We start from the raw sequence: 17,449 nt of genomic DNA, 5'->3' as shown, positions 1-17,449 counted from the left end.
ACAAACTGTTCGCTAAATGTTGAGTAAAAAGGAGTTTAAACTCTTATTTGATACATATTTTGATGCTGTCCGGAGTTTCATATTTTATCGTTGCGGCGATACTGATATGGCATCTGATATAGCGCAAGAGATATTTATGAAAATATGGGAGAAAAAAGAACAGTTACATAATAATAACCTGAAAGCCCTTTTATATAAAATGGCGAATGAAATGGTGATAAGTTCTTATCGGAAAGAAACAAGCCGGAATCATTTCGAGCAGGATATGATACGCAATGACGCATCAGGCTTGTCTCCCGAAGAGGAGATACTTTTCAAGGAACTTGCCACATCCTATGCCAGAGCTCTGGAACAGATGCCCGAAAAACAACGCATCGTTTTCCTGATGAGCCGGAACGATGAATTAAAATATCACGAAATTGCAGGACTCCTTGATATAAGTATTAAAACAGTTGAGAAACGAATGAATTCCGCATTGCAATTTCTAAAGAAAGTATTATTAACGGAAACTAAAAATGAAACCGGACAATATTAAAATAATCCCCCAATGGAGCAAAAGCAAGGAAGATATCTGGAATGAAGCTTTTGCCAGCCTTGAAGATACCCCATCTTCAAAAAAAAACCGGCATATCCCATTTTGGAAATATGCAGCCGTGCTCCTTGTTGCCATTATCCTGACCGGGTCTGTAATCTCTCAATCTTATACCGTGACCGAAATTGCGAAACGGGGATCGCATCTTGCTGTCACCCTTCCTGACGGCTCAAAAGTAAATCTCAATGCCGATAGCCGGCTTACCTATAAACCTTACCTATGGATTATATCGAGAAATGTTGAACTTGAAGGAGAAGCCTTTTTCGAAGTAAAACAGGGAAAACGTTTTTCTGTAAAATCAAATCAGAATAAAGTGAATGTATTAGGAACAAGTTTCAATATATTTTCACGGCCAGGGAACTATCGTGTAACCTGTCTGACCGGCAAAGTAAAAGTGACAACCCATAATGAAACGACCACCCTCGCTCCGGATATGCAACTGACCTATCATAACGGTAAACTGACCATTAAAGAAAATATCAATGCCGGTCAATCAATCGGATGGATAGAAGACAAATTTGTTTTTGAAGGAGTCCCACTGGTTGAAGTGATCAATGAAATAGAACGTCAGTATGATATTAGGGTCAAAGCAGACATTCCTCCGGGACATGTCTATACTGGTAATTTTAGCAGGGCCACAAAACCTGATATGATACTCGAAATTATAGGAAAACCTTTTGAAATCAAATTCAGCATAGAATAAGTGAAAAGGTCAATAGTCATCATTTTCATACAGTTGATAAGTACAATCGCTGCATTTTCACAGGAAATGCAGCTTACTGTTTCCAACAAACCTTTAAACACTGTTTTAGGAATGCTTGGCATGGAAATATCGTTTGATGACAAAGCGTTATCCGCTTATAATATATCCGTCTCGAAAACATTTAAAAATCCGGAAGACGCCCTTTATCATCTGCTAAACAATAAACCGTTCAAAGTCGAAAAAATAAATCATGTATATATCATCATTCCGTTAGACAGGCAAGTACCGAAAAGCAATACGGAAACAAAGCCATCCGAACCTCACAGACAATTTGTTTTCACCGGAACCGCATCCGGCAAGAAAACCGAAGATACACTAATTTTCATACTCCCCGAAACAATTATCACAGCAGATGAAGTTCGCCATAAAGTAGACTGCAACAGTTACTCCATCACTCCTGATATGCGCAGAGGAATAAACAATACGGAAGAACTATTGCATAAAATACCCGGGATCTATTTCGACAAAGCAACTAATACCCTCAAAGTAAGCGACAGTAAGAATATATTACTGTTAGTAGACGGAATACAACAATCGCAGGATCATATAAAATATATGTCACCCGACAGAATACATACCGTTGAAGTGATCAATGGAGCGTCCGGCCGTTTCATATCCGATGACTATACAGCCATTATCAATATTATCCTGAAAAAGGATTACCGGGGATATGACATCTATGCCTCTAATTTTTCAGCCGTCGGCCTTTCGGGTATAAACAACAGCAAACGGCTGATATTGAATCAACCTGTAATCAGAATGAGTTATACCTATGACAAAATCAATTTCTATGCAACCTATTCTCATAACAAGGAAAACCAAGACTTACCTGTATCCAAAAATTTAATATACAGAGATGTGGAACTTATTTCAGAAATGCCGGAAAACACACCCAATGACCTGTATGAGCATAAGAATAATACCATAACGGCTGGAGTCAGTTACCAAATCACACCGACGCAAACGGTTGGCATCCAAGGTGATTATGTATCCGGCAAGACAGAAACAAACCAGATATACACCATGGAACGTACGGATATAAGTAACAATGACCGACGCACGATCAAAAATTCAACAGAAACTGCCACATCTGATTACACATTTGTCGGCACACTGTATTATCAGGGACAGTTTAGCGAACGTTTCCGGTTATATAGCGATTTTTCATACAATTATTATTACAATGATATAAAAAACCAATACGACCAGAACGATGCATCGAACTATATAATCCAGGATACATACAACGAGTATAAAAACCATACATTATTTAATGTCGAAGGAAAATATTCGTTATCGTCCCAGATATCGATGAACTTAGGATATTCCAATGCCTGGAGAATGTATGGATCGGAAAGTAGTCACGGCAAAGGCTTTTTGGACTACCGGGAATATCGGAATAAAGTATTTGCCTACATGAAATTTAGTCCTTCAACGAAAATACAGACTAAATTCGGGGCTGCCATCGAGCATATAAGCTCATATGACAGAGATATAAAAAGTAATTATACCCGGTTTCTGCCTTACATACAGGCCAACATCAGCATCAATAAAAACATAAACATAAATGCCAGTTATTCAACTAATCAGCATTATCCTTTATTATACCAGCTCAGCCCTATGAGCCTGGTAATCGATACGTTCCTGACACAAATAGGAAACCCAGAACTGAAATCAGCCATCCGGCATACTGTTTCCGCCCGCATTTCATTAGGTAACCGGATAACAATTACCCCTGCACTCAATTATGTTCATGATGAAATCAGTGAGTTATATATCGAAAAAGGACATAAGTTATACAGGTCTTTCTGTAATATAAACACAAGAGAATATAGTTTGCAAATCACTTATGATCAGCCTTTCGGCAATTATATCCGATTCAAAAACAATGTGACATATTACCTCGGAGAAGCATTGAACGCCGAAATCAGAACAAGACCGGACGGATGGCTTGCCAACTCAGAAATAAGTTATTACCACCCTGCCAAATCGTTTGGTATTCAGGTCGGATATTACCGGAATATGAAAAAGCAAATCCTCAGCCAGGGATATCAAATGACCGATAAAGACAACTGGCTGATATCCGCAAACAAGCTATTCTGGAATAAACGGATATCTGTTGCGCTCTCCTACATTCCGCCCATTTCAGCAGGTATCAGACATAACCAGCAGAGAATGTTGGAAACATCGCTTTATCAGGAAAATACTTCGCGCCACCTGAAATCATACAACAACATGTTCCTGGTAAAAATCAGTTTGCGTTTCGACCAGGGTTACAGTAAACCCCTGGAACGAAACGCTGTCATTAAAAATGAAAGGGAAAAGAAAACGATAGAATTCTAATCAAACCTCCGTCAAAATCCAAACCTGGAAGTATCGACCGATTTATGTTCTTTAGCTTTATAGCCACCGAACTTATAAACGAACGAAACTGAAATGTTCCGGCTATCACGTCTCTGATTCATTATCAGGTGCTGGCCTTTATAATTTATTTTGGTATCCGGATTGAATGAATCGAACAGATCATTCGCTTTCAATTTCAATTCAGCTTTCTTTCCGGCAAAAGTCCATTTCAAACCGGCGTCTATCTTCCAGATGGGAGAAATATCATATATACCCTGTATAAAAGACGAAACATACATACTATTCAGTTCCAGACGAATATCCGGTTCCGAAAAGAGCTTGAAGGTATTGTTCATCATTGCGATTCCCCGGAATTTTGTCCGGTTAAAGCGAATAGCATGAAACGAATCGCAAACATCTTTGAGGATAGATCCGTCCAACGTAATCTGAGAATTCCAGAAACTGCCGACAGAGAAAGGAATTGTTGCCGTTGCGCCATAATTCTCTTCATAATCATAATTAATTGTCTGGTAAATCAATGCTAGTTTATCCGGGCTTTGGTAAGCCAATTGATTAAACAAATCTTTTATGTAGCTATAATACACATTAAACATATACTTATTCTTCAAAACATATGTCAGTTCTGCCGTATAATCGGTAGACGGCCGTAACGCCGGATTCCCCAAAAGCATTGCATACCCATTCATATAACTAACAGATTCCTGAATAGTCCAATACTCCGGATACGTCTTATCGGAAGAAAATCCCAACTGGAAGATATGGCTGTCGGAAAGGGCATAGCTTAACTGCATCGCAGGATAAACGGCCCACTTTTTATAATTCATTAATTTATAATACTCTCCGGCAACAGACAGAGATAAGGAAAGTTTGTCGTTGAAAGACTTTTCAACACCACCATAGAAATTATACGTTTCTTCTTTCAGATCTGTACAGGTATTCAGCCCCGACATATCGGAACCATCCTGCGGACGATAGATTTGCGAGCTTTTATCTTTGGCAAATGTAAAGTCGATGCCATAATTCAACTCCCAATCAGAAGGTAAAGTATGGGTCTGTCCGGCATATACATTCCAACGGTTGATTGTCTGGCTGGCATCAGCCAGAAACAATTGTTCGGAACTTTCTGTCTTATTTATATAATCCTGAGTGGACGGATAATTATAATAGGTATAATCGAGACCGACATTCAAACCCAGGGAAGAAGTATAATCCACATTTACATTATGCATTTGTTCATCACCCATTTTACTATTAGAGGATTCGGAAAAATTGCCTGAAGACTTTTCCACGGCTTTCCTGTTTGGAGTGATTGCAGAAGTATAAGCCATATTCAGATGATCATTTTCCGATAACAGATAATCCAATGCGGCACGCATATTATGGGTCAGCCCGCGACGTTCTCCTTTATTATATTGTTCTATATCATATATTATATCTCCGATCTTATGATGAGATATAATATCATTATCAATAATCCTTTTCTGATAGTCGGCAGAATAAAGAATATCAGCCGATAGTTTCTTTCCCACAAAGGAAAGATTCGCATGTCCGCTTCCATTGGCATAACGGGCCTGCATGTACTCCGTTCCCACCTCACCGCGCACAAACGGTTCTTCCGATTTCGTGTTTTTCAGGACCAGGTTAATCACTGCTCCCCTAACACGATATTTTGCCGGTGCATTATACATCACTTCTGCTTTCGCCACATTAGATACAGGCATGTTTTTCAATAAATTGACTAACTGGTCATTCGTCATGGAAGAAGGTTTTCCATTCAATATGACCGTTACATTACCAGTACCGGCCAGGCTGATACTTTCATTCTGCTCCATAACTCCCGGCAGATGCAGGATGGATTCATACGCATTGCTGACTGTCGATTTTTCAGCCAATACTGACACATCATAAACCAGCGCTCCGTTTTCAACCTTTACCTGCGGACGTTCACCTTTTATTACGACCTCGTTCAGTGCATAATCCTGTTCCTGCATCATTATGATTCCGGCATCCTCCCCTGAATATTCTTTTATTTGGGTCTGGTATAATAAATGCTGAAAAATCAAACGATACTTATCCGGATGCTGTTTCAGCATAAAGTTACCGTCCATATCCGTTATGACAGCATCAACAAATGCAGAATCGATGGTCTGCATCACTACGGTTACTGATTCGACCGGCGCCTGTGAGGCATCAACTACTTTTCCTTTAACGTCTTGCGCATCTGCCATCATTCTGATAAGCAATATACCGGCTGCTAATAAAAAACATTTACGTATCATATTCTCTCTATTTTAAATTCTTTACCTTTGATGCAGCAAAAGTAAAACAAGGCATTCCCGGACCGGGTTAATGCCGGGTTAATGTTAGGTTAACGGGAAAAAAGGAATGACGAAACATGAATAATAGACCGATTAAAATACTTACTCTGTGCGGATTACTGGCTATATTGGCTTTACAGGGTATCTGGCTGTTCACGACCTACTCGACCGTCAGGAATGAAACAATCAAGAAAAGTAATGAATTATTTAAGACCGCCGTCACGACTGAATTGCATATGAGAATGGATAACTACACGGATGAAGACGGTAATGATGTATCGATCGAGAAAAATTTTCACATGGATCTAAGTGACAATATTGACTACAGTGATTATGCAGTCAATAAAGTTTATCTGTTTATACAGGAAACAATGGATACTCTTCTTCATGTGCCTGTGGCACTGGATAAACTGGATTCTATCTACCAGGTCCAGTTGGGGCAAGCCAATATCCACACACAGACAACCTGCAACCTGGTCGACTCCACTGGTTCTGTTTTGAGCAGTTCTGTCCCTGATTTTCAAATTCCACATGATTACCAAGCATTACAAACAGATATAACATTCATCAAATCAGATAATAGTCAGGGACTTCAGGCTGTTTTAATCAATCCTTACTGGGCTGTTTTCCGTCAGATGGGACTGTTGCTGGTTGCAACAGGTCTTATCATGGTCTTTGTTGTCTACTGCATTCTTTACCAGATAAAAATCATCAGCAAACAAAATAAGATAGCCCGGATGAGAGAAGATTTCTCTTACGCCATGATACATGATATGAAAACCCCGCTCAGTTCCATCATCATGTGTGCCAACTTCCTGCATAGCGGACGACTGGACGATAAACCGGAGATAAAAGAGAAATACTTCACCATCATAGAAAACGAATCAGACCATCTGTTAATGTTGACCAATAAAGTGTTAACTCTTTCCAAACTGGAAAATCATAAACTGGAAATGGCCAAATCCACCTTTGAACTGCAACCAATGATGGCCGACTTAAAAGAGAAGTTCACCACAAAGGCGACCAAACCGGTACATATCACAATTAATCTCCAGGCAGACACGGCATACGCCGATGATGAATTTATAAAAGAAGCCATCAGCAACCTGCTGGATAACTCCATCAAATATTCCGGAGAATCTGTCAATATAGATATCAGTTCACAGGTAACAGATAAATATACGCTTATCAAAGTACGGGATAACGGTATCGGAATCTCCGAAAAGGATATGAAAACGATTTTCGACAAGTTCGAACGCGCCTCTGCATCTTTGCGTACAAAATCGGGCGGGACAACCGGGTTCGGCCTGGGACTGAATTATGTATATCAGGTGATGGAAGCCCATGAAGGAAAAGTGATAGTAAACAGCCTGGAAGGTGAATTCAGTGAATTTACCTTATATATTCCACGAAAAACAACAGCATCATGATAAAGTTACTTTTAGTAGAAGACGACCCGACTTTATCCTATATCATACAAAGCGGATTACAGGATATCATCGGAGGATACGAAGTCATAACCGCCGGCAACGGCATGGAAGGTTTGCAAGCCTGGCAACAACATCATCCGGATATTATCATTTCGGACATCGACATGCCTGTCATGAATGGATTCCAGATGGTGGAACGCATCCGTGAAACAGACGGCGATACTCCAATCGTATTCGCTTCCGCCCTGACTTCCCCCAAAGATGTGAGGGAAGGCTACAAAATAGGTGTAAACAACTACATCAAAAAACCCTTTGTTCCCGATGAACTGGATGCCCATATTCATGGATTACTAAAAATGAAGGAGGGTACAAAGACACGGAATGAAAGCAGATTTTACAAAATCGGCCGTTATACGCTGGATGCAGAACATGCTTCCCTCCGGAATGATGAGACAAACGAGAAGAAAATACTGACCGTACGGGAAGCACAAATCCTGCAACTTCTGGCAGAAAACAAAAACGAAACAATAAAACGGGAAGCAATCCTCAGCCGTTTCTGGAATACGGAAGACGATTATTTTGCATCACGTACATTAGATGTTTTTATAGCAAAACTTAGAAAACTCCTGGAAGATGACCCGCTTGTATTGATAAAAACGATAAGAGGAGTCGGATTAATGTTGGTGGATAAGTAAAGCATAAAGATAAAAAGGGAGTCAAGCATAAAACTTAACTCCCTTTCCGCTCAGTAATTGTCGGGATGACAAGATTCGAACTTGCGACCACACGCCCCCCAGACGCGTACTCTACCGGGCTGAGCTACATCCCGTTTTTCTTTACGGCTGCAAAGGTAAGATTTTTCCTTTATACGCCAAAACTTTCGCGGTAAAAATCTAATGACTCCAGTATTTTCTCTTTTGTCACTGCCTGATTTATCTGAACCTCACCGATTTTAGATAAAAGGGTAAAGTTAATTATACCACCTTCATTCTTCTTATCATGGGTCATCAGTTCATATAAAGTTTCGTAGTCTTTGCAATCAAAGATGAAAGCCGGATAATATTCTTTGATATACTGGATAACCTGGCTCAGATTGCTCGAAGGGAAACCGCATAACTTGTAGGACAGATATAACTCGCTCACGATACCGGCAGCCACCGCATGACCGTGCAATAGAGGACGGTTCTTTTTGAAAGAAAGACTTTCGTAAGCATGTCCAATCGTATGGCCGAAGTTCAAAGCCTTGCGGATACCGTGTTCTTTCGGGTCCTCTGCCACGATACGTTCCTTAACGGCAACCGATTGCGCCACCATCTTATTCAGGAATGCATAATCCATCTTCTGGTCGAGGTCGAACAACATAACTGTCGCATAGGTGTCCATCGAACTGATCAGCGCATGTTTAATCATTTCCGCATAGCCGGATAACAGGTTATCCCTATCCAGCGTACGAAGAAATTCACAATCGATAAACACGCATTCCGGCGGATAGAAAGAACCTATTTCGTTCTTTAATCCGTTGAAATTAATACCGGTCTTACCTCCCACGGCAGCATCTACCGAGGCCATCAGTGTTGTAGGGATATTGACCGTCTTCAAGCCGCGCTTGAAAGTAGCACCGGCAAAACCGCCCATATCCGTCACCATGCCACCACCCAGGTTCACCAACAGTGAGTTACGGGAAGCCCCTTCATTGGAAAGGCGCATCCAGATATTCGACAAAGCCTCCAAACCTTTATGCGTATCACCGGCATCGACAGTTATTACCGGAGCCTCTTTGATTGCCGGCACATCCTGTATCAGCGGATAACACTTTTCCTGTGTATTTGTATCGGTAAGAATAAACAGTTTATCGTAATTCAGTGTTGCAAGGAATGCTTGTAAATCTGCTTTCAAATCCTTACTTATCACTACTTTTTGTTCGGCCATATATTTTATTATTTTGCTTCTTAGGTTACAAAGGTATTATTTGTTATTCGATTATCAAAGAAGAAGGCAAGAGAGTTCTCCTGCCTTCTTTCATAAAAATAGTGTGTTTATAGGTTTAGGTCTTAATAAGAATTCTTTATAATAGTAGCGCTCAGCGACTCATCCCCATCCACTATCTTATCGTTGCCATTGAAAGAACGAAGTTTCCAGAAATAATAGCAATCAGCGCCGCTACCCACAATACAGAAGACACCAATAAAAAAGCAGACATCATTTCCTGTACAAAGACCATGTATAAAAGGAAGTAAACCAATCAGAACAAACGGAGTCAGCAACGCTATCCGGTAATATTTCAAAAGCAGCGGTTTCTTCACCAGAAATCCTAATGACTTCCAGTCCGTGTTCCAATGGAGCGCCCGGCGATCTTTTCCGGTAAACCAATACAGCAAACCATATTGAAGCAAGGTATATACTAAACAACAAAGAGCCATAATAATTGCACCTTTTACAGATAAAGCCTGTAGCCTGGCAATGTTTCCCAGTTCATATCCGGCGCCATAACTCGAGCCATCTCCCCAAATATAATTGAACAATACAACTGCGCCTACGACAAAAAAGAACAAATAGAGCAATATCGTTATATTTACCCGGGCCGCACTCACTTTCACCTCTACGCCTTCCGAATGAGCGTATCCTTCCAAATTCATTTCTTTTGTTTCCATATCGTTTGTTTTTATTTGATTTCTACATTGCAAAGATACAGAGGAACAAAGAAACGGAATGTTATCCCAACGTTATCTTTACGTTAAGATGGAAAGCGAAGGGTGCCGGAAAAATGAAATTACCTATCTTTGCCAATGAAATCAAAGTATTATGACGAAATCATTCTACATTATATCATCGGCTGTCACCTCCTTAATCGTCCTTTTCCTTATCGGGCAATGGATCGGGCGAAGTTATTCACTGACAAAAGAACAACTGGCACGACAGCTACACGAATCTTTCTGCCACGCTACCGAACAATATGAGACAGACAAAACAAAATCCCTTCCCGCCCTCTTCCGGGAAGAACTCGACAAACGCCATCTCGACAAACTGGCGTTTCGCATAGATACGGTATCCCTGGACAGCCCTGCTGCGGTACAACGGGAGAATATCCGCTATTTCACAGATTACAACCGCCTGTTCAACGAACGGCACACTTTTGTTTTCCCGGTCAGTGAGACACAAGGCGTACAGGCATACATTAAAAATCCGCGGGCAGGTTCTATCGGCAAGCTACTCTACTTTTTCTTCGGAACGACTATTGCGCTGGGAATCCTGCTGATCTGTATCCGGAAGCAAATCAAAATTATCAAACAACAGGACGAGATCGCACGAATACGGGAAGACTTCTCCTATGCGATGATCCACGATATGAAAACACCTCTCAGCTCGATCCTGATGGGTGCCCGTATCCTCCGAAGCGGAAAGCTGGACGGAAAACCGGAGAAGAAAGAGAAATACTTCGACATCCTGGAAGAAGAAGCACAACATCTGCTGGCCCTGACCAACAAAGTGCTGACCATCTCCAAGCTGGAACACGGACAATTACTGCTTGAAAAAAGCCTGATCCCTATCCGCCCGATGTTGGAGGAACTGACACAGTTATTCACTGCCAAGACGAATAAAACCGTCACTTTCCTGTTAAACATAGAAGCGGAAGACATATTTGCGGATGAAGAATATCTGAAGGAGGCGGTCAGCAACCTGATAGACAATGCGATCAAATACTCCGGGGAGGCGATCGAAATACAGATCACTTCCTGCCGGTATAACCAATTCACACAAATCAAGGTAAAAGACAACGGGATCGGTATTTCTCTTGCTGCACAAAACCATATATTCGACAAGTTCGAACGGGCTTCGATCAACCGGAGCAATGCTGCCGATGGTGTTACAGGTTTCGGCCTGGGACTGAATTATGTCATGAACGTCACCCGCTCGCACGGCGGCTATGTCAGCGTCGAAAGCCAGGAAGGAAAATACAGTGAATTTACCATCTCATTACCAGTATCCACCACAGAAGAAACAACAGTATGATCAAATTATTATTAGTAGAAGACGATGCCAACCTGAGTTATATCATTCAGGGAGGATTGGAAGATATGATAGGCGGTTATGAGGTGATCATCGCCTGCAACGGGAAAGAAGGCCTGGAGAAATACCGGCAGGTAAAACCGGATATTATCGTTGCCGACATCGAAATGCCGGTCATGGACGGCTACGAGATGGTGCGCCGTATCCGGGAGACGGACAGAGAGCTCCCGATCCTTTTCTCATCCGCCCGTGTTTCACCGAAAGACGTGGTAAAAGGGTATGAACTGGGAGTGGACAATTACGTCAAAAAGCCTTTCCTGCCGGAAGAACTGGATGCACATGTCCGCGCGTTGCTCCGCATGAAGCAAGGGAATACGGAAAAAGTTAAAAACCAGACATGGACAATAGGCGGATACACATTGGATCCGGCACAGGCGACCTTGCACCATATCTCCGGAAGCAGTCAATTACTGACACCTCGCGAGAACGGGATACTGGAACTATTATTTCGTAAACCGGGAGAAATTATCCGCCGTGAAATCATTTTAGACAAATTCTGGAATACGGAAGACGATTACTTTGCTTCCCGCAGCCTGGATGTCTTCGTCACGAAGCTCCGCAAACTATTGTCACAAGACGAAAAAGTCAGTATCAAAACGATAAAAGGGATCGGTCTGATGATCACAGCATCCTGACCTACCAGGCAAAAAGTCAGGACATTGGTAATAAATAGTCCTGACTTTGAATAATTTCTCATATATTTCCACTAAGTTTAACCCTGATTTTAATCATATATACATCCCATATATTTTTATTATGTCATACTATTAAATTTAAACGAACCATGAAGAAAGTTTTCCTATTCCTGAGTCTCTGCCTGTTGGTCGTGTCATTCACCAACGATGCCGCCGCGCAGCAACAGAAACTACGTATCGGCGTTGCCGGTATACAAATCGAGAACAGTGTATTTATGCCCAACAGGCAACCGATAGTCGGAAGGCCGCTCACTTTGCCAGATTATCTGAGTCCGGATTCCGCCATGGGGCAGGCCGCAACATGGCTTCCCTCCCTGATGGGCCGTGGCGGTGGCCGCGGACCGGTTACGAAAGAATCATACGACGCCTTTGTCAACGAAGCACTTGAAATAATAAAGGCGAACATGCCTTACGATGCTTTCTGGTTTTACAATCACGGGGCATGCAGCGTAGATGGAGTAGCCGATCCGGAAGGTGAGTTTATGGAAAAAGTCCGCAGCGTTATCGGCAACGACGTCCTTGTTACGACCACTATGGACCTTCACGGCAATGCCTCCTGGCTCGTAGCCCTTAACTCCGACCTGATTACAACTTACCGCAAAGCTCCTCACGATGATTCACGTGAATCGCATCGTCGTGGCGTAGTCAATCTGCTGGATCGACTAACCTCCGGTAAAGGACGTCCAGCTTATAAAGCATGGGTAGCCGTTCCGGTATTAGTTTCCGGAGAATGGTCGAGTACGCGTGCCGAACCAGCCAAATCGCTTTATGCCATGGTTCCTGAAGTTGAAGCAATGCCGGGCGTAATAGATGCAGGTATTTGGATCGGTTATGTCTGGGGAGACGACCGGCGCAACCAGGGGGTAGTGATGGTTTACGGTGACGACAAAGCACAGGTAGAAGCAGGCGCAAAGAAACTGGCGCAAAAATTCTGGGATGTCCGCCGCCAGTTCACATTGGAAGCTCCGGGGCATCCGCTCGAAAAATGTCTCGATCTGGCGCTGGCCAGCGACAAGAAGCCTTTCTTTATCAGCGATATGGGTGACAATCCCGGTGGTGGCGGTTCAGGCGAAGTTACATGGACATTAGCCCGGGTATTGAAACGTCCGGAACTTCAATCTCCAAACGGCAAAAGCCTGCTTTACTGTTCTATTCCAGGAAGCGAGATGGTTGAAGCCGCACGTAAGGCTGGTGTAGGCGGCCACGCAGAAGGATATGTAGGTGCAATGACGGACAACTCCTACGAACCACCTGTAAAACTATCGGGTACGGTCGTATATGTCAGTCCTGCACAGGATGAGACGCAGGCTGCCGACAATGCCCCTTACAGAAGACGCAACAATATTGCCATTATCAAGACAGGAAGCATTTATGTAGTTGTAGGAACATCTTCCCCTACACCTAACCTGGAGGGTACCGGAATTGATCCCCGTGAAATGGATATCGTCATGGTAAAACAGGGATACCTGGTCAACCAATGGTACAATATGAAAGCAGATTGGGTAATGGCACTGACGCGCGGAGGAGTGGACCAGGATTTCCAGAAACTTCCTTATAAGAATATCATCCGCCCGATGTTCCCGTTAGATCCGGATATGCCGGACCCGGAACTGAATGTCATATTTGTTCCCTCGGCAAAACATTTGTACGGAAGATAAACAACCACATACTTATTAAACCCAAAAGGGGCAAAATCGCTTTTGCCCCTTTTCTTTATCAACTTACCGACATCATCGGCTCAACAGATACACTTTCTGCGAATACTGTTTACCATCGATTATCAATGTAACAATATAAGAGCCTTCAGACAATGGGAAACGAGTGATGGAACGTACCTCCCGATTGCTGTAAATAGTACGGCCACTGAAATCACAAATATTTACTGTTCCTGCTGCATGATCCGGATCAACTACCACTGCACCATTTTCCGTATAGATCTGATACTTGGATGCTTCAATAGATTCATTAGCAACAGGGCTATGGAAAGTGACAACAATAAGCGAATCGGCCTTTACATCTGTAAAAATGTAGCTGGTTGGCGTACCAATACTCTTCAGCTCCTTCTCCGTACCGACCTGTACATCCTCGATCGTACGGTTTTTGTTCGGATGAGCAATGAAGATATGATTGCTACCTTCTGTCACGCGCACCTTAGTCGGAGTCACATAACCGATCCTTTCATTGATCACCCTGGAAGTCAATGTATATACCGGAACATTGATATTGGAGAATACGGCCTCTACCGTTGTATGTGCATAAATATTCCTCAACTGATAAGAAGTAACGGCACCTACACTATTACCATTCACACGGACGTCGACAATCTGCTGTCCGTAGCCCGGCTCTATCTTGAATGTGATGCTTTCTCCTCTGTTGGCACCAGTCGTACCAGGAGTTACGCTACCCAGGCCGGTCGTACGAACCAATATAGTATAGTCTTTATTTTGTTCGCCTAATCCGCCACCGTTACCAGGCCAATTATCAGGCCAATTGTCAGGCCAGTTATCAGGCCAGTTGTCGGGCCAATTGTCGGGCCAGTTGTCAGGCAAATTCGGGTTATCAGGCAGATCCGGATTGTCAGGATTATCGGGATTATCTGGATCTGTCGGTTCTTCGCCTGTGAAACGGAAGTTCGCATGAATATCTGTATCAACTTTCAATTCACGAACAATTACATACTTGTTGTTGACCAGGTCTTTTAATACATCTTCCGTGTTAACTGTCAGGCTTGCCAACTCAAAATAATCAGCGGGATAAGCAAAGATACGAACTTTTGTACCGGTAGGAACTTTTGTACCGGAAGGAATCACCTGGAAGTGATTATCTCCCTCTTCTTCATACACAACAACCAGCGTACCACCTAACGGTTTATTGTAAGACACCGATACGAAATCAGGTATATTCTCTTTACTTGCTGTTATTGTCAATTCCAGATCAGTCACAGAGTTAATATTAACCTCATCTTTCGGAGTAAATTTAAACTTAACCTTGTTCTCTCCTTCTTTGATAACCGTTGCAGGCTCTACCCATTCAAACGTACCGGCGATCGTACCCAAGCCTTCAACCGTAGCCGTACCACTCAACTTTAAATCCTTCAATTCCAAACCGGGATAAGCACCTGTTATCTCATCCGCTACAACTGTCGGAGTAGCTTTCGTTATTTTAAATGCCATCGGTTCAGATGTGTATGCCTGATACTTGCTATCTGCCGGACGAGATACAACTAATGTATATTCACCTACATTGATCGGTTGAACGATCTTATTATTCTTCGTATAATTGAAAATCCAATTGCTATACACCTTTGCTTGCAAGATTCTGAAGGAATTGGCATACAACTGTCCGTTGTAAACCAATTCCTTCGGGGCTTCAAACGTCGGACTTAATGATTCCAAATCGCCTTTTTCTCCGAAATGTCCCTCAACTACCAGGTCTACATCAAACGTTTCAGGCGTATAATCCTGTTTATTAATCTGCTCGTCTCCGATCAGATACTTTACAAAAGCACAACCTTCGCCAGGGAAGGCACGGAACGTAGGCTTTTGGCCTTCATAAAACTCAACCTCTGCTTTATTTGATAAGGTAGCAGTTGCCATTAACAGGTTTCCATTGTAAATGCGTACTTCATCATCATCGGCCGGATTGTACGTATTGATTACGGAAACCGTTACTGTACGCATTTTGTCCTTCAAATCACCTTCTTTTAATTCGATCGGCAAGGTGATTGGTGCTATTTCTTTGTAGTTCTCTACTTTTGTAGGAGTGAAAACCACCTCGTAAATACCACTTTCAGCAATTGTCAGTACATTGCCGTTGATGGCAGTCCCCTGACCTTCACCCCAAGCGAATGAACCTTCAACTTTTACTTCCTTACCATCAACCAAGATATAGACGTGATAATCGTCCGCATTCAGTGTCGCTGTTTTAGCATCTGCATCCAGAGTGAAACCGGTTTTGCCTTCATTCAATTTGAAGAAAACTTCCGCCTTTTCGATGGTTAAACCACCAGTCAGCGTACAATTCACTGCTGCCAAATCCATATCGGCCGGACGTGTGATGATCACGTCATATATTCCTGCATCAGTAGGTTCATTAACTGTTACACCGTCTAATGTATAAGAGATTGTTGCACCTTCCAACGCATTCTCCGGACTCGTCGTCAACGTAAACGCCTGCGGCTTGCCATTATAAACGAACGCTTGTTTCGGATTCAGAATCTTGATGTCCGGAGCATTGCCATCCGGATTCTCCGGATCAGGACCTACTGTAGGAGATTTTTTGAAAGTAACCAAGATGTTTACATTGTCGTTCAAGATAAATGACTTTTGTTCTGTAATATCGATCGGAGTACCTTCCGATTTGCGAGTGATATATAAAATAGGGTTCGTGTAACCTTCATCAGGTGTTGCTTCGATAGTAACCTGTGAATTGGCTACATATTCTCCGGTTTGTACTTCTTGATCATCGATCATGACTTTCAGCGTTCCACCAGTCACTTCAGCCCAGGTAATGTTGTACTTTTCTTCTTCCGGTTCTTCCTCCGGTTCTATCATTGTTAATGAAAGAGTGTTGTTGCCATGATTTTGGATAGAGGTGAGGGCTGTCTGATATTGCGTACCATCGCTTGTCAGGATGATCGGATAGGCAGCCTGGTCGGCTTCCAACCAGCAGCAAAGAGTTTTATCATCGACTTTTGAATGAATAACCTCCTTATCATTACGTGTAGGAGCTGTAGCATCCGTGTAAGCACCCAAGTCTATCAACACACGGTAATAAGACTTGCCACCGGAAATAATCTTCACATTATCTGCCAAGGTAACATCTGTACCGGCTACAAAATTCGCCAGGTCAGTTACGGTGAATGCGCCTTTCAGCGTTCCATTCTTGACAGTCAGTTTTCCAGTCATGTTAAAACCGGCTTTCTCTTCACCTGTCAGTGTCAGGTTGTTCAAGTTGAGAGTCGTAACATTCGCTGTTACCTCTTCTTTTTGGGTGAGGCTGATTTGCAAGTCTACCTGCTTATTTGCCGCAGCATCAAAAGCTTCTTTCAACGTTTTATAGTCCGTATTCCCGACTTTTGCCACCGGAGCACCTACTCCACCACCTTCGCCCGGGTCCACCAAATCTTGTGCCCAACCACATACCGGCATCCATAGAAACGCCAGTAAGATATATAGTATGTTCAATTTTACTTTCATATTCTTCTATATTAAGTTATT

The 17,449-nt window shown here is 42.5% G+C and carries 12 protein-coding genes and 1 tRNA gene; 8 read left to right on the top strand and 5 right to left on the bottom strand.

Annotated features, from left to right (window positions below):
- Positions 1-16: 16 nt before the first annotated feature.
- From HMPREF1535_RS11695 to HMPREF1535_RS11685, 3 genes are read left to right on the top strand one after another with little or no spacing between them, the layout of a single operon-like run.
- Complete coding sequence (locus HMPREF1535_RS11695) at positions 17-535, top strand: RNA polymerase sigma factor (protein WP_010800712.1); 519 nt, start codon at positions 17-19, stop codon at positions 533-535.
- The gene (locus HMPREF1535_RS11690) at positions 516-1,295 is read left to right on the top strand and encodes a FecR family protein (protein WP_009859802.1); all 780 of its coding nucleotides are present in this window, start codon (positions 516-518) and stop codon (positions 1,293-1,295) included. The genes HMPREF1535_RS11695 and HMPREF1535_RS11690 overlap by 20 nt, the downstream gene beginning before the upstream one ends.
- Positions 1,296-3,698, top strand: coding sequence for a TonB-dependent receptor plug domain-containing protein (locus tag HMPREF1535_RS11685; RefSeq protein ID WP_082150469.1), 2,403 nt, complete (start codon positions 1,296-1,298; stop codon positions 3,696-3,698). It abuts the gene before it with no gap.
- 11 nt (positions 3,699-3,709) lie between these two features.
- On the opposite strand, the gene HMPREF1535_RS11680 is transcribed toward HMPREF1535_RS11685, so the two are convergent.
- Positions 3,710-5,998, bottom strand: a complete 2,289-nt coding sequence (locus HMPREF1535_RS11680; RefSeq protein WP_046146210.1) for an outer membrane beta-barrel family protein — start codon at positions 5,996-5,998, stop codon at positions 3,710-3,712.
- A 116-nt stretch (positions 5,999-6,114) separates the two neighbouring features.
- Here HMPREF1535_RS11680 and HMPREF1535_RS11675 point away from each other — a divergent pair, with 116 nt between their 5' ends.
- Positions 6,115-7,467 (top strand): sensor histidine kinase, encoded by a 1,353-nt coding sequence (locus tag HMPREF1535_RS11675; protein WP_046146209.1) that lies wholly within the window; start codon positions 6,115-6,117, stop codon positions 7,465-7,467.
- Positions 7,464-8,162 carry a response regulator transcription factor gene (locus HMPREF1535_RS11670; protein WP_046146208.1) on the top strand — a complete coding sequence of 233 codons (699 nt, stop codon included), beginning with the start codon at positions 7,464-7,466 and terminating at the stop codon, positions 8,160-8,162. The genes HMPREF1535_RS11675 and HMPREF1535_RS11670 overlap by 4 nt, the downstream gene beginning before the upstream one ends.
- A gap of 60 nt (positions 8,163-8,222) precedes the next feature.
- Here HMPREF1535_RS11670 and HMPREF1535_RS11665 read toward each other — a convergent pair.
- The 3 genes from HMPREF1535_RS11665 to HMPREF1535_RS11655 form a co-directional block, all read right to left on the bottom strand.
- A tRNA-Pro gene (locus HMPREF1535_RS11665) sits at positions 8,223-8,296 on the bottom strand.
- 35 nt (positions 8,297-8,331) lie between these two features.
- Complete coding sequence (gene aroB, locus HMPREF1535_RS11660; protein ID WP_010800717.1) at positions 8,332-9,396, bottom strand: 3-dehydroquinate synthase; 1,065 nt, start codon at positions 9,394-9,396, stop codon at positions 8,332-8,334.
- Positions 9,397-9,518: 122 nt separating this feature from the next.
- Positions 9,519-10,118, bottom strand: coding sequence for a DUF3267 domain-containing protein (locus HMPREF1535_RS11655; protein ID WP_010800718.1), 600 nt, complete (start codon positions 10,116-10,118; stop codon positions 9,519-9,521).
- Positions 10,119-10,269: 151 nt separating this feature from the next.
- Between HMPREF1535_RS11655 and HMPREF1535_RS11650 the strand changes: the two genes are divergently transcribed.
- The 3 genes from HMPREF1535_RS11650 (at position 10,270) to HMPREF1535_RS11640 (ending at position 13,888) form a co-directional block, all read left to right on the top strand.
- Positions 10,270-11,478 carry a sensor histidine kinase gene (locus tag HMPREF1535_RS11650; RefSeq protein WP_046146207.1) on the top strand — a complete coding sequence of 403 codons (1,209 nt, stop codon included), beginning with the start codon at positions 10,270-10,272 and terminating at the stop codon, positions 11,476-11,478.
- Positions 11,475-12,170, top strand: a complete 696-nt coding sequence (locus HMPREF1535_RS11645) for a response regulator transcription factor (protein ID WP_009859810.1) — start codon at positions 11,475-11,477, stop codon at positions 12,168-12,170. The genes HMPREF1535_RS11650 and HMPREF1535_RS11645 overlap by 4 nt, the downstream gene beginning before the upstream one ends.
- A gap of 149 nt (positions 12,171-12,319) precedes the next feature.
- Positions 12,320-13,888, top strand: coding sequence for a M81 family metallopeptidase (locus HMPREF1535_RS11640; RefSeq protein WP_010800722.1), 1,569 nt, complete (start codon positions 12,320-12,322; stop codon positions 13,886-13,888).
- Positions 13,889-13,960: 72 nt separating this feature from the next.
- Here HMPREF1535_RS11640 and HMPREF1535_RS11635 read toward each other — a convergent pair whose 3' ends face one another.
- A complete protein-coding gene (locus HMPREF1535_RS11635; RefSeq protein ID WP_046146206.1) occupies positions 13,961-17,428 on the bottom strand; it encodes an InlB B-repeat-containing protein in 3,468 nt (1,155 codons plus the stop codon).
- Between the last annotated feature and the right edge of the window lie 21 nt (positions 17,429-17,449).

The sequence above is a fragment of the Parabacteroides goldsteinii DSM 19448 = WAL 12034 genome (assembly GCF_000969835.1).
In the GTDB taxonomy this organism is placed as follows: Bacteria; Bacteroidota; Bacteroidia; order Bacteroidales; family Tannerellaceae; genus Parabacteroides; species Parabacteroides goldsteinii.
Note: the sequence above shows the minus strand (reverse complement) of the source record. Positions and strands in the feature narration are given on the sequence as shown.

Coding starts and splice junctions, on each gene's coding strand:
- HMPREF1535_RS11695 (WP_010800712.1), top strand. CDS start 17: ATGTTGAGTAAAAAGGAGTTTAAACTCTTATTTGATACATATTTTGAT.
- HMPREF1535_RS11690 (WP_009859802.1), top strand. CDS start 516: ATGAAACCGGACAATATTAAAATAATCCCCCAATGGAGCAAAAGCAAG.
- HMPREF1535_RS11680 (WP_046146210.1), bottom strand. CDS start 5,998: ATGATACGTAAATGTTTTTTATTAGCAGCCGGTATATTGCTTATCAGA.
- HMPREF1535_RS11675 (WP_046146209.1), top strand. CDS start 6,115: ATGAATAATAGACCGATTAAAATACTTACTCTGTGCGGATTACTGGCT.
- HMPREF1535_RS11670 (WP_046146208.1), top strand. CDS start 7,464: ATGATAAAGTTACTTTTAGTAGAAGACGACCCGACTTTATCCTATATC.
- aroB (WP_010800717.1), bottom strand. CDS start 9,396: ATGGCCGAACAAAAAGTAGTGATAAGTAAGGATTTGAAAGCAGATTTA.
- HMPREF1535_RS11655 (WP_010800718.1), bottom strand. CDS start 10,118: ATGGAAACAAAAGAAATGAATTTGGAAGGATACGCTCATTCGGAAGGC.
- HMPREF1535_RS11650 (WP_046146207.1), top strand. CDS start 10,270: ATGACGAAATCATTCTACATTATATCATCGGCTGTCACCTCCTTAATC.
- HMPREF1535_RS11645 (WP_009859810.1), top strand. CDS start 11,475: ATGATCAAATTATTATTAGTAGAAGACGATGCCAACCTGAGTTATATC.
- HMPREF1535_RS11640 (WP_010800722.1), top strand. CDS start 12,320: ATGAAGAAAGTTTTCCTATTCCTGAGTCTCTGCCTGTTGGTCGTGTCA.
- HMPREF1535_RS11635 (WP_046146206.1), bottom strand. CDS start 17,428: ATGAAAGTAAAATTGAACATACTATATATCTTACTGGCGTTTCTATGG.